Origin of the sequence: Streptomyces sp. NPDC048650 (assembly GCF_043199095.1) — a bacterium.
Classification (GTDB): domain Bacteria; phylum Actinomycetota; class Actinomycetes; order Streptomycetales; family Streptomycetaceae; genus Streptomyces.
In genome coordinates, this window is sequence record NZ_JBICVM010000001.1 from 983,169 (window position 1) to 998,206 (window position 15,038).

General features: G+C 71.0%; 7 protein-coding genes. 1 reads left to right on the top strand and 6 read right to left on the bottom strand.

Annotated elements, in window-relative coordinates:
* Window positions 1-152: 152 nt before the first annotated feature.
* Window positions 153-1,571 carry a cation:dicarboxylate symporter family transporter gene (locus ACGFML_RS04560; RefSeq protein ID WP_393539892.1) on the top strand — a complete coding sequence of 473 codons (1,419 nt, stop codon included), beginning with the start codon at window positions 153-155 and terminating at the stop codon, window positions 1,569-1,571.
* Between the two features lie 95 nt (window positions 1,572-1,666).
* On the opposite strand, the gene glgB is transcribed toward ACGFML_RS04560, so the two are convergent.
* The 6 genes from glgB to ACGFML_RS04590 form a co-directional block, all read right to left on the bottom strand.
* The gene (glgB, locus tag ACGFML_RS04565; protein WP_393540414.1) at window positions 1,667-3,964 is read right to left on the bottom strand and encodes a 1,4-alpha-glucan branching enzyme; all 2,298 of its coding nucleotides are present in this window, start codon (window positions 3,962-3,964) and stop codon (window positions 1,667-1,669) included.
* A 157-nt stretch (window positions 3,965-4,121) separates the two neighbouring features.
* Window positions 4,122-5,564 (bottom strand): maltokinase, encoded by a 1,443-nt coding sequence (locus tag ACGFML_RS04570; RefSeq protein WP_393539893.1) that lies wholly within the window; start codon window positions 5,562-5,564, stop codon window positions 4,122-4,124.
* Window positions 5,565-5,883: 319 nt separating this feature from the next.
* Complete coding sequence (gene treS, locus ACGFML_RS04575; protein WP_393539895.1) at window positions 5,884-7,602, bottom strand: maltose alpha-D-glucosyltransferase; 1,719 nt, start codon at window positions 7,600-7,602, stop codon at window positions 5,884-5,886.
* Window positions 7,599-9,602 (bottom strand): maltotransferase domain-containing protein, encoded by a 2,004-nt coding sequence (locus tag ACGFML_RS04580; RefSeq protein ID WP_393539897.1) that lies wholly within the window; start codon window positions 9,600-9,602, stop codon window positions 7,599-7,601. Before ACGFML_RS04580 ends, treS begins: the two co-directional genes overlap by 4 nt.
* A 1,008-nt stretch (window positions 9,603-10,610) precedes the next feature.
* Window positions 10,611-12,242, bottom strand: a complete 1,632-nt coding sequence (locus ACGFML_RS04585) for a M4 family metallopeptidase (protein ID WP_393539899.1) — start codon at window positions 12,240-12,242, stop codon at window positions 10,611-10,613.
* 286 nt (window positions 12,243-12,528) lie between these two features.
* Complete coding sequence (locus ACGFML_RS04590) at window positions 12,529-14,823, bottom strand: M4 family metallopeptidase (RefSeq protein WP_393539901.1); 2,295 nt, start codon at window positions 14,821-14,823, stop codon at window positions 12,529-12,531.
* Window positions 14,824-15,038 lie beyond the last annotated feature (215 nt).

The following is a 15,038-nucleotide window of genomic DNA, read 5'->3' on the forward strand; positions in this document are numbered from 1 at the left end:
GCACGGTCGCTTTCGCGGCGGTCGCACGGTCGCCTTTACGTGAACGAAATGCACGCAAGGGTGACGGGCGCCACAGCGGCGTGCATAGTCGCCGGGACTCGTTGTGCACCAGAGCCGCAGATCATGCACAGCCGCAACCCGAGGAGGCAGCCGTGGCTGCACAGACCCCGCCGCACGGGGGCATCGCCAAGGAGACCGCACCCCGCAAGCGGGACCGGACCCACTATCTCTACCTCGCCGTCATCGGTGCGGTGCTGCTCGGCATCGCCGTGGGCTTCGCCGCGCCCGGTGTCGCCGTCCAGCTCAAGCCGCTCGGCACCGGGTTCGTCAACCTCATCAAGATGATGATCTCGCCGGTCATCTTCTGCACCATCGTGCTGGGCGTCGGCTCGGTGCGTAAGGCCGCCAAGGTCGGCGCGGTCGGCGGGCTGGCGCTCGGCTACTTCATGGTGATGTCCACCGTGGCGCTGGCCATCGGCCTGGTCGTCGGCAACCTCCTGGATCCCGGATCGGGGCTGCACCTGACCGAGACCGTCCGGCACAGCGGCCAGGCGCAGACCGAGGGCGGCGGGGAGTCCCTGCCGGACTTCCTCCTCGGCATGATCCCCAAGACGTTCGTCTCCGCCTTCACCCAGGGTGAGGTGCTGCAGACGCTGCTGGTGGCCCTGCTGGTCGGCTTCGGGCTGCAGGCCCTGGGGTCGGCGGGCGAGCCGGTGCTGCGCGGCGTCGGGCATCTCCAGAAGCTGGTCTTCCGGGTGCTCGCCATGATCATGTGGGCGGCGCCGGTGGGCGCCTTCGGCGCCATGGCGGCGGTGGTCGGCGAGACCGGCCTGGACGCACTGAAGTCCCTGGCCGTCATCATGGTCGGCTTCTACGTCACCTGTCTGCTGTTCGTGATCGTGGTGCTCGGCACGCTGCTGCGGCTCGTCGCGGGCGTCAACATCTTCCGGCTGCTGACGTACCTGGGCCGCGAATTCCTGCTGATCCTGTCCACCTCCTCGTCGGAGTCGGCACTCCCCAGGCTGATCGCGAAGATGGAGCACCTGGGCGTGAGCAAGCCCGTGGTCGGCATCACCGTCCCCACCGGCTACAGCTTCAATCTGGACGGCACCGCCATCTACCTGACGATGTCCTCGCTCTTCGTGGCCGAGGCGATGGGCAAGCCGCTGCCCCTCGGCCAGCAGATCTCGCTGCTGGTCTTCATGGTCATCGCCTCCAAGGGCGCGGCCGGCGTCACCGGCGCGGGCCTGGCCACACTGGCCGGCGGCCTCCAGTCGCACCGCCCCGAACTGGTCGACGGCGTCGGCCTGATCGTCGGCATCGACCGCTTCATGAGCGAGGCGCGGGCCCTGACCAACTTCGCCGGCAACGCGGTGGCCACGGTCCTGGTCGGCACGTGGACCAAGGAGATCGACAAGGCGCGGGTGACCGAGGTGCTGGCCGGCCGGGCGCCGTTCGACGAGCGGACCCTGGCGGCCGACGTCCACGGCGATGCCCCGTCGACCGGGGTCGTCGAGCCGCGGGACGGCGGGGCGAAGGCCGCCGAGGCCAAGGACTCCGCCCCGGTCTGATCCGCGACGGCTCGGCCGAGGGCCGCAGGAGGGGAGCGGGGGCGGGGCCGGATGCGGCGCCCGACCCCCGCGGTCCGTGCCCCGGGCGGCGGCCCTCAGGCCGGCCGGAACCAGACCGTCGCCAGCGGCGGCAGGACGGGTGCGAACGAGGCGTCCCGGCCGTGCCACGGCGTGGGCTCGGCCTTGAGCGGGTCGGGGTGGGTGACACCGCTGCCGCCGTAGCGCAGGTCGTCGGTGTTGAGCACCTCGCGCCAGACCGGGACGTGGCCGGGCACGCCGAGGCGGTAGGCGTGACGGACCACCGGCGAGAAGTTGCTGACCGCGATCAGGGGGCTGCCGTCGGCGGCGTACCGGAGGAAGGAGAGGACGTTGTCCTCGCCGGCGTCGCCGTCGATCCAGGAGAAGCCGGCCGGGTCGGTGTCGCGCTCCCACAGCGCGGGCGCCTGCGTATAGACGTGGTTGAGGTCGCGGACGAGATCGCGCACGCCCCGGTGGTCCGCCTCCGCGTCGTACGACGGGTCCAGCAGCCACCAGTCCGGGCCGTGGCTCTCCGCCCATTCGGCGCCCTGCGCGAACTCCTGCCCCATGAAGAGCAGTTGCTTACCGGGGTGGGCCCACATATAGCCGAGGTAGGCCCGGTGGTTGGCACGCTGCTGCCACCAGTCGCCGGGCATCTTCGACACCAGCGAGCGCTTGCCGTGCACCACCTCGTCGTGGGAGATCGGCAGCACGTAGTTCTCCGAGTAGGCGTAGACCATGGAGAAGGTCATCTCGCCGTGGTGGTACTTGCGGTGCACCGGCTCCTTGGAGACGTAGACCAGCGAGTCGTGCATCCAGCCCATGTTCCACTTCAGCCCGAAGCCCAGACCGCCGAAGCCGCCGGGGCCGGCATGGTGCGTGGCGCGGGTGACACCGTCCCAGGCCGTGGACTCCTCGGCGACGGTGACGACGCCGGGGCAGCGGCGGTAGACGGTCGCGTTCATCTCCTGGAGGAAGGCGACGGCGTCGAGGTTCTCCCGCCCGCCGTGGACGTTGGGCGTCCAGTCGCCCTCCTCGCGGGAGTAGTCGAGGTAGAGCATGGAGGCGACGGCGTCGACCCGCAGGCCGTCGATGTGGAACTCCTCGCACCAGTACACGGCGTTGGCGACCAGGAAGTTGCGGACCTCGGCGCGGCCGTAGTCGAACTCCAGGGTGCCCCAGTCCGGGTGCGCGGCGCGTCGGGGGTCCGCGGGCTCGTACAGCGGGAGTCCGTCGAACTCCGCCAGCGCCCAGTCGTCGCGGGGGAAGTGCGCCGGCACCCAGTCCATCAGGACACCGATACCGGCGCGGTGCAGCGCGTCGATCAGGTACCGAAAGTCGTCCGGGGTGCCCATCCTGGCGGTCGGCGCGTAGAACCCGGTCACCTGGTAGCCCCACGACCCGCCGAAGGGATGCTCGGCGACGGGCATCAGCTCGACGTGCGTGAACCCCAGGTCCTTGACGTACGCGGGGAGCTGCTCGGCCAGTTGACGGTACGTCAGTCCAGGTCGCCAGGAGGGCAGGTGCAGCTCGTAGACGGAGAACGGCGCCCGGTGCACCGGCCGCTCGCCGCGCCGCGCCATCCAGTCGGCGTCCTTCCAGCGGTAGTGCGACTCCTCGACGACCGAGGCGGTGGCGGGCGGGCACTCGGTCCGCCGGGCCATCGGGTCGGCACGCACGGTCCTGGAGCCGTCCGGCCGGGTGATCTCGTACTTGTAGAGCTCACCCTCGCCGACGCCCGGCACGAAGAGCTCCCAGATGCCGCTGGAGCCCAGCGACCGCATCGGGCAGGCGGTCCCGTCCCAGAAGTTGAAGCCGCCCACGACCCGCACGCCCCGGGCGTTGGGGGCCCAGACGGTGAAGCGGGTGCCCGTCACGCCGTGATGGTCCATGGTCCGTGCGCCGAGCGCCCGCCACAGCTCCTCGTGCCGGCCCTCGCCGAAGAGGTGCAGATCCAGTTCGCCGAGCGCCGGCAGGAACCGGTAGGGGTCGCGCACCGTCACCGTGGCGTCCGCGTACTCGACCAGCAGCTCGTAGTCCGGGGCCTCGCGCAGCGGCAGTACCCCGGCGAACAGCCCGTCCCCCTCGGGGTGCAGGGTGGCGCGCAGCCCCTTCGCCACGACGGTGACGCCCTTGGCGTACGGCTGCAGGACCCGGAAGAGCAGCCCGCCGCGCACCGGGTGTGCGCCGAGCAGCCCGTGCGGATCGTGATGGGCGCCGCCCAGCAGCCGGCCCCGGTCCTCCTCGCCCAGGGGTTCGGCGGCACGCACCCCACGGCTCGCGGCCGCAGGCTCCGCCGCAGGGGCGGTGGCGGGCGGCCGGGCGGGCGCGGCGACGGCACGGGGCGCCGGCGGGCGGGTGCCCGACGCGCGCACGCCGCTGCGGGTGCTCGCCGCTGGTGCGTCGGTCGCCTTCTGGCCGGGCGCGGTGTCGGGGGTGGGGGCGCGAGACGGGCGGGCGGTCACGTGGGGTGCCTCCTCGGGGCGGGGCGGGGCGTCGGTCCGGGCAGGGGGATCACAGGGGGCACCGCGCTCATCCGTCCGCCGCCAGCCGGCGGACGGCGGCCATCGGCACGGGCAGCCAGTCGGGGCGGTGGCGGGCCTCGTACAGCACTTCGTAGACGGCCTTGTCGGTCTCGTAGGCCCGTATCAGTTCGGGCGCCGAGCGCGGGTCGAGCCCGCCGGCTTCGGCGTAGCCCCGGCAGTAGGCGTCACGGGTGCGGCGCGCCCACTCCAGGGACCAGGGGTCGCCGCCGCCGGGCCCGCTGCGCGCCGCGTAGTCGAAGGAGCGCAGCATCGCGGCGACGTCGCGCAGCGCCGGCTGCGGGCGGCGCCGCTCGGCCAGCGGCCGGGCCGGTTCGCCCTCGAAGTCGATCAGCGACCAGCGGCCCTCGCCGGCGGAGCGCAGCGTCTGGCCCAGGTGCAGGTCGCCGTGGATGCGCTGGGCGGCCCAGCTGCCGCCGGCGCGACCGGCGGCGGCGAGCGCGTCGAAGGCGGCCCGCAGCCCCGGTCGGTAGGGCTGGAGCACGGGCACCGCGCGGGCGGTGGCCTCCAGCCGCGCGGTCATCCGGGCGGCGATGGCGGCCAGCTGGGGCCGCTGGAGCTCGGTGGTCGGCAGCGTCCGGGCGAGCGCGGTGTGCACCTCGGCGGTGGCGTGCCCCAGGGCCCGCGCGGAGCCGGTGAAGTCGGCCCGTACGGCCAGCGCGTGGAGAGCCAGCTGCCAGCCGTCCGCGGAGCCGGGCAGATACGGCTGGAGCACCCCCAGTGTGGTCGGCTCGCCGCCCTCCTCGGTGGCCTCGGCCTCGAACCACGCCACCGGGGCGGGCACCCGCGCGCACCGCTCGCCGGCGAGCGCGCGGGGCAGCTCCAGGTCCGGGTTGACGCCGGGAGCGATCCGCCGGAACACCTTGAGGATGAACGAATCGCCGTACACGATCGAGGAGTTGGACTGCTCGGCCGTGATCGGCCGGGCCGTCAGCCCGGGCGGGATCTCGGTGTCCGACGCGCGCGCGAAGCGCAGCGCGCCGATCCGGCCGGGCACCCGCAGCCGCTCCAGCAGCAGCGCGCACAGCCGGCCGTCGAGCAGTGCGTCGTAGACGGTACGGCCGCGCAGCGGGCCGCCCGCCGGCCGGCCGATCGCGGCGGGCGCCAGCTGCGGCGGCAGCGCCGGGTGTACGCCCAGCAGGAGTTGGTAGCAGTCCCCCGCGACGGTGGTCCGGCTCGGCGGCACGGACTGCTGGGGGCGCACGACCAGCTGCAGTATTCCCGGGGTGCCGCCGTCGGCGGTGCACGGCAGCAGCTCGGTCGCCGAGATCAGCGAGAAGCCCGTGATCAGCCGGCCCTTGCCGGCGAACCAGCGCTGGTGGGGCACCCATTCGGCGAGCAGGGGGACGAGCGAGGACAGCAGGTCGGGTGCGGTGACGAGCGGTCGGTCGGCGGTATGACGGGTGGCACGGGTCGAGGCGGTGTCCGACATGGCGTCGCGTCCTTTCCCCGGGCACACGACAGATAGCCCAAAGTGTCCCGGAATGCGGCCTTGACTGTGCGGCGGCGCGGTGGGGGTACCCCCAGACGGAGTCCGGGCCGGGGGGTACGTCGTCCGTACGGCAGCGGCATGGTGCGGCACCTGCTGCATGGTGCGCGTCGGTCCCCAGGGCCCCGGGGACCGACGATGGCTCGCCCGGCCCGTGGTAGTGGGGAGCCTGCCCGAGCGAAAGGTCAAAAAACGCCCGTACGCGCGCGTGGCCGCGTACGGGCGGATTTCTTACCGGCCCGTGCCCGATGGGACGGGCCGGTCAGGCGGCGTTCCGGCGCAGCCGGAACCAGTAGAAGCCGTGGCCCGCGAGGGTGAGCAGGTACGGCAGTTCGCCGATCGGCGGGAAGCGGACGCCGCCGATCAGCTCGACCGGATGGCGGCCGCTGAACGCCTGGAGGTCCAGCTCCGTCGGTTGCGCGAAGCGGGAGAAGTTGTTCACGCACAGCACCAGATCGTCGTCCGCGCCGCCGGTGCCGGGCGACTCCCGCAGATACGCGAGCACCGCCGGGTTGCTGGAGGGCAGTTCGGTGTAGGTGCCGAGGCCGAACGCCGGGTTCTGCTTGCGGATCTCGATCATCCGGCGGGTCCAGTGCAGCAGCGAGGAGGGCGAACTCATCGCCGCCTCGACATTGGTGACCTGGTAGCCGTAGACCGGATCCATGATGGTCGGCAGCGAGAGCCGGCCCGGGTCGCAGGAGGAGAAGCCGGCGTTGCGGTCGGGCGTCCACTGCATCGGGGTGCGCACCGCGTCGCGGTCACCGAGCCAGATGTTGTCGCCCATGCCGATCTCGTCGCCGTAGTACAGGATCGGCGAGCCGGGCAGGGACAGCAGCAGGGCCGTGAAGAGTTCGATCTGGTTGCGGTCGTTGTCGAGCAGCGGGGCCAGCCGCCGGCGGATGCCGATATTGGCCCGCATCCGCGGGTCCTTGGCGTATTCCGCATACATGTAGTCGCGCTCTTCGTCCGTGACCATTTCGAGGGTCAGCTCGTCGTGGTTGCGAAGGAAGATGCCCCACTGGCAGCCGGACGGGATCGACGGGGTCTTGGCCAGGATCTCCGATACCGGGTAGCGCGACTCGCGGCGGACCGCCATGAAGATCCGGGGCATGACCGGGAAGTGGAACGCCATATGGCACTCGTCGCCCCCGACGGCGTAGTTGCCGAAGTAGTCGACGACGTCCTCCGGCCACTGGTTGGCCTCGGCCAGCAGCACGGTGTCCGGGTAGTGCGCGTCGATCTCGGCGCGCACCCGCTTGAGGAAGGCGTGCGAGGCGGGCAGGTTCTCGCAGTTGGTGCCCTCCTCGGCGTAGAGGTACGGCACCGCGTCCAGCCGGAAGCCGTCGATGCCCAGGTCGAGCCAGAACCTCAGGGCGGAGATCATCTCCTCCTGGACCGTGGGGTTCTCGTAGTTGAGGTCCGGCTGGTGGGAGAAGAAGCGGTGCCAGTAGTACTGCTTGCGGACCGGATCGAAGGTCCAGTTCGACGCCTCGGTGTCGACGAAGATGATCCGCGCGTCGGGGTACTGCTTGTCGTCGTCCGCCCAGACGTAGTAGTCGCCGTACGGCCCTTCGGGGTCGGTGCGGGACTCCTGGAACCACGGGTGCTGGTCGCTGGTGTGGTTCATCACCATGTCGATGATGACCCGCATTCCGCGGTGGTGCGCGGCGTCCACGAACTCCACGAAGTCGGCGAGGTCGCCGAACTCGGGGAGCACCGAGGTGTAGTCCGAGACGTCGTATCCGCCGTCCCGCAGCGGGGATTTGAAGAACGGCGGCAGCCAGAGGCAGTCCACCCCCAGCCATTGCAGATAGTCGAGCTTGGCCGTGATGCCCTTGAGGTCCCCGACGCCGTCGCCGTTGCTGTCCTGGAACGAGCGCACCAGGACTTCGTAGAAGACGGCCCGTTTGAACCAGTCGGGATCGCGGTCCTTCGCCGGTGTGTCCTCGAACGTGTCGGGGACAGGCTCATTGACGATCAATTGGGTGACCCTCCGATCGGTGAGGACGGTCGCAGTGACAGCACATGAGCGGGCGCGAGCGAGCGGCCCGGCTCCAGGCGCACATAGTTGTCCCTGCCCCAGTGGTAGGTGTCGCCGGTGAGCTCGTCGCGCACCGGCAAGGAATCGTGCCGGCCGAGGCCGAGTTCCGGCATGTCCAACGACACCGTCGCCTCGTGGGTGTGGTGCGGGTCGAGGTTGACCACGGTGAGCACCGTGTCCGTCGCGTCCCCGTGTCCCGACCGCTTGGAGAACGCGATCACGGAGTCGTTGTCGGCATGGTGGAAGTGCAGGTCACGCAGCTGCTGGAGCGCGGGGTGCCGGCGCCGGATGCGGTTGAGCGCCGTGATGAGCGGGGCGATGGTACGCCCCTCGCGGGCCGCCGCGTCCCAGTCGCGCGGCCGGAGTTGGTACTTCTCCGAGTCGAGGTACTCCTCGCTGCCCTGGTGCAGCCCGGTCGCCTCGCACAGCTCGTAGCCCGCGTAGACACCCCAGTTGGGGGAGAGGGCGGCGGCGAGGACGGCGCGGATCTCGAAGGCCGCGCGGCCGCCTTCCTGGAGGTAGGCGTGCAGGATGTCCGGGGTGTTGACGAAGAAGTTGGGGCGCATGTGGTCGGCGCTCTCGCCGGACAGTTCGGTGAGGTACTCGGTCAGCTCCTGCTTGGTGTTGCGCCAGGTGAAGTACGTGTACGACTGGTGGAAGCCGACCCGGGCGAGGGTGTGCAGCATCGCGGGGCGGGTGAACGCCTCGGCCAGGAACAGCACATCGGGATCGGTGCGGTTGATGTCCGCGAGCACCTTCTCCCAGAACACCACCGGCTTGGTGTGCGGGTTGTCCACCCGGAAGATCCGGACGCCCTTGGCCATCCAGAAGCGCAGCAGCCGCTCCGTCTCGCGCACCAGCCCGCGAAAGTCGGTGTCGAAGGAGAGGGGGTAGATGTCCTGGTACTTCTTCGGCGGGTTCTCCGCGTACGCGATGGAGCCGTCGGCGCGGTGGTGGAACCACTGCGGGTGCTGCTCGACCCACGGGTGGTCGGGGGAGCACTGCAGCGCGAAGTCCAGGGCCACCTCCATCCGCAGATCGCGGGCGGTGCGCACGAAGTGGTCGAAGTCCTCGAAGGTGCCCAGGTCCGGATGGAGGGCGTCGTGGCCGCCGTCGGCGGAGCCGATCGCCCAGGGGGAGCCGACGTCGTCCGGGCCCGCGGACAGGGCGTTGTTGGGGCCCTTGCGGAAGGCGCCGCCGATGGGGTGGACGGGCGGCAGATAGACGACGTCGAAGCCCATCGCGGCGACCGCGGGCAGCCGTTCGGCGGCGGTGCGCAGCGTGCCGCCGACGACGCTGCCGTCCGGTGCGGTGACCGCGCCCTCGGAGCGCGGGAAGAGCTCGTACCACGAGCCGAACAGGGCCCGTCGGCGGTCGACGACCAGGGGCATCGGCCGGGAGACGGTGAGCAGTTCGCGCAGCGGATGGCGGTCCAGCGCCTCGGTGACCTCGGGGGCCAGGGCGGCGGCGAGGCGGGTGGCGGCGGGGAGTTCGCCGTCGCGCAGCGTGTCCACCGCGGCGAGCACCGGCTCGCGGCCGTCGCTCTTGGGGACGTCCGCGGCGGCCCGTTCGTGCAGTGCGGCGCCCTCGGCGAGGACGAGCTCGGTGTCGATGCCCGCGGGAATCTTGATCGTGGCGTGCCGGCGCCAGGTGGTGAGCGGATCGGACCAGGCCTCGACGGTGTACGTCCAGGGGCCTTCGATCCCGGGGGTGACCTCGGCGGTCCACCGGTCGGTGCCGGGGGCGGCCTCGCGCATCGGGGTCCAGGGCCCGCAGCGGCCGGCGGGGTTGCGCAGCACCACGTTGGCGGCGACCGCGTCATGCCCTTCTCGGAAGACCGTGGCCGAGACCTCGAAGGTCTCGCCCGCCACGGCCTTCGCCGGGCGGCGGCCGCAATCGATCTGCGGGCGGATGTCCAGTACAGGGATGCGACCGATCATGGGCTCACCTGGGCTATTGATGCTTTGCGGGGTTTTGTCCTTTGTATCCGCTCCACGGTAGGGGGGCGGGGTGGGGGCATGGGCCCTCCTGTCCGCTTTCACTCGGTTGGCGGTGGGTGCGGTGGGTCGGGTCGCCGCCTGCGCACCGGCCGTGGGCGGCGGTGTACGGGAGGAGCCTGCCCGGTGGGGAGGGTCGGGCAATCCGGCTCCCCGGTGAACTGCTCGTTCGTCACTCCTCGCCCGTCGTGGTCCGTCGGGCATCCCTCAGGACTCTCGCGGGGCTGGGCGGAAAAGCGCTGACACGATCGGGTCGCCTCCTCAACTCAGGTGAATCACAAGGAAATTTGGATCACAGGGGAGTTGCGGTGTGCGGATGTCCGGTGCCGCGCCGGGCCCGTTGGCGCCACCTCCGCAGCCTCTCGCCAGGAACGGGTCCGTACAAGAGCGCATGAGGGGGTGGAATCGGCCATATCGCCGGACGCGGCGGTGCGGCACGGCGGCCGCGACGTCCGGGCCGGAGGCGGGACGGCCGACCAGCGATGCGGCGGCGTGCGCGGCCCGGACGCCGGTCGTCGCCGGGAGGCCGAAGACGTCATCCGGGTACGGGTGGGGCGACGGGTGTCCGGTGGGGCCTGCGCTCGGCGGTGCGGTCGCGGTGCGGCGGCCGGATCCGATGTGTTCGCTCGCCCTCATCCGGCCCTGCGCGCCGCGTCGCGCGCCCGGTCTCCGCGGGGCCGGCCGGGTCGTCCGCGCGCGCCGGGGATTGCGCGGGCGAACGGCACATCGCCCACGCGGAGTTCGGCGCCGGGCCGTCGGCGCCGGCCACGGAGCGCCTTCCGACCGCATGGATTCGGCCACTGCGCGAGCCGGGACGCCGTGCGGGCGCACGACGAAGGCGGTGCCCGGAGGAACTCCGGACACCGCCTTCGCTTGAGGTCTCACCTCACCCCGGAGCGGTCGGCTCGCGATCGGGTCGGGCCCTACGACGGCCTCCCCGGGGCGCGGGAACTACTTGACCGCGACGCCGGTCCACGCGGCCTCGACGCCCTTGACCTCGGGGCTGCCGGCCTTGTACAGGTCGGTGGCGGCCTTGACGGTCGCCTCACGGGCGGCCTTGTAGTCGGTGTTCGAGGTCATGTACTCGGTCAGGGCCTTGAACCAGATCTTCTCGGCCTTGTCCCGGCCGATGCCCTCGACCTTCTTGCCGTCCGCCGTCGGGCTGTCGTACTTCACGCCACCGATCTCCTTCGGGCCGCTGCCCTCGGACAGCAGGTAGAAGAAGTGGTTGGCGACACCCGAGGAGTAGTGCGGGTCCAGGCCACCGGTGCTGGAGTCCCAGTTGTCCTGCGACTGGCCGTCCTTGGACGGCTTGTCCATGTAGCGCAGCGGCGTACCGTCACCGTTGATGTCGATCTTCTCGCCGATGAGGTAGTCGCCCGGGTCCTTGTCGTTCTTGGCGTAGAACTCGACCGAGGTACCGAAGATGTCCGAGGTGCCCTCGTTCAGGCCGCCGGACTCACCGCTGTAGGTGAGGTTGGCGGTGGCCGAGGTGACACCGTGCGACATCTCGTGCGCCGCGACGTCGATGGCGGTGAGCGGGGCCTTGTTGCCCTCGCCGTCGCCGTACGTCATGCAGAAGCAGCTGTCGTCCCAGAAGGCGTTGACGTAGTTGTTGCCGTAGTGGACGCGCGAGGAGGCACCCTTGCCGTCGCCCTTGATGCCCGCGCGGCCGTGCACCTCCTTGTAGTAGTCCCACGTCTCGGCGGCGCCGTAGTGCGCGTCGACGGCCGCGGTCTGCGGGTCGTCGGGCTTGCCGGTGCCCCACTTGTCGTCGTCGTCCGTGAAGGCCTTGCCGTCACCGGACTCGCTGTTCTCCAGGTTGGTGGTCTTGTGGCCGCCGCGCTCCTTGTCGGTCAGCGTGTAGCCGCTGCCCTCCTTGGTGGTGCCCAGCTCGACGGGGCCGCTGAACTCGCTCTCGCCCTTGCCGGTGCGGATCTCGTCGTACTGGAAGAGCTTCTTGCCGCTGTCGGCGTCGGTGATGACGTGCAGCCGGCTGGGCGTGCCGTCCTTCTTGACGCTGGTGACGACGGTGTCGTACGCGAGAACGGGGCTGCCGGAGGCGGCCCAGACGACCTTGCGGGCCGTCTTGGCGGCGGCCGACTTCGCACCGAGGCTCTTGGCCGCGACGCCCTGCGCCGACTTCTGCGCGGCCTGCGGGGCGATCTTCGCGGTGGTGGAGGACACCGCGATCGACTTCTCCGTGGACTTGGTGGTGCTCTTGACGGCGCCGCCCTTGGCGGTGTGCACGACCATGTCGCCGCCCAGGACGGGCAGTCCGGCGAAGGTGCGCTCGTAGCGGGTGTGCGTGGTGCCGTTGGCGTCCTTGATGACGTCCTTGACGACCAGCTTCTCCTGCGAGCCCAGACCCAGGGTCTTGGCGGTCTGCGCCCGGCCGGCGTCCGCGTCGCGCAGCAGCTCGGCGCGCTGCGAGCCGCTGAGCTTGAGCGGGGTGCCGCCGAGCGCGGTGGGCTTGTCGGGCGAGGCACCGGCGGTGCCCGCGGTGATGCCGGCGGCCAGCAGGGCCGCGGCGGCGAGGGCGGATCCGGTTATACGGGTCTTACGAGAAATGCGGGGGGTCACGCGTGCTCCTTCAACTTTGCCAAGTGGTGGGGGTGCAAAGCGATGCGGGTGTGACGTGCGTCGGGAAGACTGCCATTCGAACGCGTGCATGTCAGGAGGGTGTGCGAAGGTTGGCTGAAAATAGTCCGCACAGAGGAGATCGTTGTTCGTTAAACGGAACGGGGCGCCGCCCCCGAAGATCCGGGGACGACGCCCAACTTCCTTGTTCAGCAGGTCAGTTGTGATTTCCGTTCCACACCGGCCCGCCTCTGGCACACGAAGGTGACGCCGTGGTGCCGCCGTCGCGTCAGAAGGTCAACTTCCAGCCGTTGATGTGGCCCGAGTCCTGGGAGTAGACGTCCTGGACCCGCAGCTTCCAGGTGCCACCGGCCGCCTTCGAGGAGGCGTTGACGGTGTACGTCGTCTTCACGTCGGCGGCCGAGTCGAACGCGCTGGAGTTCTTCAGCCGGTAGGCCGTCCCGTCCGGGGCGAGCAGGTCGACGACCAGGTCACCGCGGTAGGAGTGGACGATGTCCACGGCCACCTTCAGGGTGCTGGGCGCGTTGCCGCTGCGGCTGACGGTGATCGGTGAGGTGACGGCCGCACCCGCGTCCGGGATCGCCACGTCGTCGGCGTTCTCGAAGACACTGCCGCCACCGGCCGGGTTGACCGTCCAGGTGAAGGCGGCGGTGCCCGTCTTCTTCGCGGAGTCGGTGACCGTCACCGTCACGTTGCCGGTGCCGGTGGCCGTCGGCGTCCCGGAGATCAGCCCGCTGGAGGCGTTGATCGACAGGCCGGCCGGCAGCCCGCTCGCGGCGTAGGTCAGGGCGCCCGCGGTGCCGCTGGTCGCCTTGATCTGCAGGCTCGCCGCCTGGTTCACGGTGCTGGTCTGGTTGCCCGGGTCGGTGACGGTGACGCCGCCGCCGTCCGGGACGCGGGAGCCGACGTTGACCGCCGCCCAGGTGTTGGCCACCGTGTTGTAGCTGGCGCTGCCCTGGCCGAACAGGTCCGCCGCGGCCTTCAGGGTGGCGGTGCGCGCCGCCGCGTAGTTGGTGTTGGCGCTCATGTACTGGCTGAGCGCCTTGAACCACACCTTCTCGGCGTTGGCCCGGCCGATGCCCCCGACGGGCAGGTTGTCGAAGGTCGGGCTGTCGTAGTGGACGCCGCCGATGTCCTTCGGGCCGCTGCCCTCGGACAGCAGGTAGAAGAAGTGGTTGGCGACACCGGACGAGTAGTGCACGTCCTTGTTGCCGACGGTGCTCGACCAGTAGTCGGCCGAGGCGCCGTCCTTGGACGGCTTGTCCATGTAGCGCAGCGGCGTGCCGTCGCCGTTGATGTCGATCTTCTCGCCGATGAGGTAGTCACCGGGGTCGGAGGCGTTGTTGGCGTAGAACTCGACCGAGGTACCGAAGATGTCCGAGGTCGCCTCGTTCAGGCCGCCGGACTCGCCGCTGTAGGTGAGGTTGGCGGTGGCCGCGGTGACACCGTGCGACATCTCGTGGCCGGCGACGTCGATGGCGGTCAGCGGGGCGGAGTTGCCGCTGCCGTCGCCGTAGGTCATGCAGAAGCAGCCGTCGTCCCAGAAGGCGTTGACGTAGTTGTTGCCGTAGTGGACGCGGGAGTAGGCGCCGACGCCGTCACCGCGGATCCCGCTGCGGCCGTGCACGTTCTTGTAGTAGTCCCAGGTCTCCTGCGCGCCGTAGGCGGCGTCCACGCCGGCGGTCTGGGCGTTCTGCGGCGTGCCGTCGCCCCAGGTGTCGTCCGCGTCGGTGAAGAGCGTGCCGGTGCCGGACGACCCGTGCTTGAGGTCGTAGGTCTTGTGGTTGCCGCGGGTGGCGTCCGTCATCGAGAAGTTCGGGGCCGAGCCCGACGTCCCCAGGGTGACCTTGCCGCTGTACTCGCTGTTGCCGACGCCGTTCTCGATCCCCTGGTACTGGAAGATCCTGGCGCCGGACGTGGCGTCCGTGATGACGTGCAGCTCGTTGGGTGTGCCGTCGTCCTGCAGACCGCCGACCACCGTCTCGTAGGCGAGCAGCGGCTTGCCGTCGGCGACCCAGACCACCTTGCGCGGCGCCTTGGCGGCCTCGGTCTTCTGCGATCCGAGGGCCCGGGCCGATTTGACGGCCTTCGCCTCGGCCGCCGCCGGCCCGACCTTCGCCGTGGTGGTGGCGACCTTGAGCTGCGAGCGCACGGCCTTGGTGACGCCCTTGAGGGCTCCGGCCCTGCTCTTGTGCACGACGAGGTCGCCGCCGAGGACGGGCAGTCCGGCGTAGGTGCGCTCGTAGCGGGTGTGGACGGTGCCGTCGACATCCTTCGAGACGTCCTTGACGACCAGCTTCTCCTTCGCGCCGAGCCCCAGCTCCTCGGCGGTCCGGGCGGTCGTGGCGCCGGCTTCCCGTATCAGCTCCGCACGCTGGGACGGGGACAGCTTGGCCGGCAGCGCGCCGGGGTCGGGCGCGGCATGCGAGGTGCCCGGCCGCGGGGCGGCGGCCGTGCCGGTGCCGGCCTGTACGCCGACTGCCAGCAGCGCGGTGACGGCGACCAGGGCGCCGGTCGCCACAGCGCGCCGTTGGGGCGTGTGGCGATGGGGGGTGCGTCTCACACTGACTCCTTCTGCGGTGGCCGCGACGTGACGGTGCGGCCGAGGGGGACCGGGCGGCGAAGCGGCCGTCCGGGCAGAACAAGGCAGAACACGTGGAGCGTGTGGGGGGAGACGTACGTGATGTGCGGGTGGTACCGGTCGTGCAGGCGGTACCGGCAGCCGTGGACGTGGGGCTGTGGGGGCCCGTGCGGCGGCTGCGGGGAAGAGTCCCACCG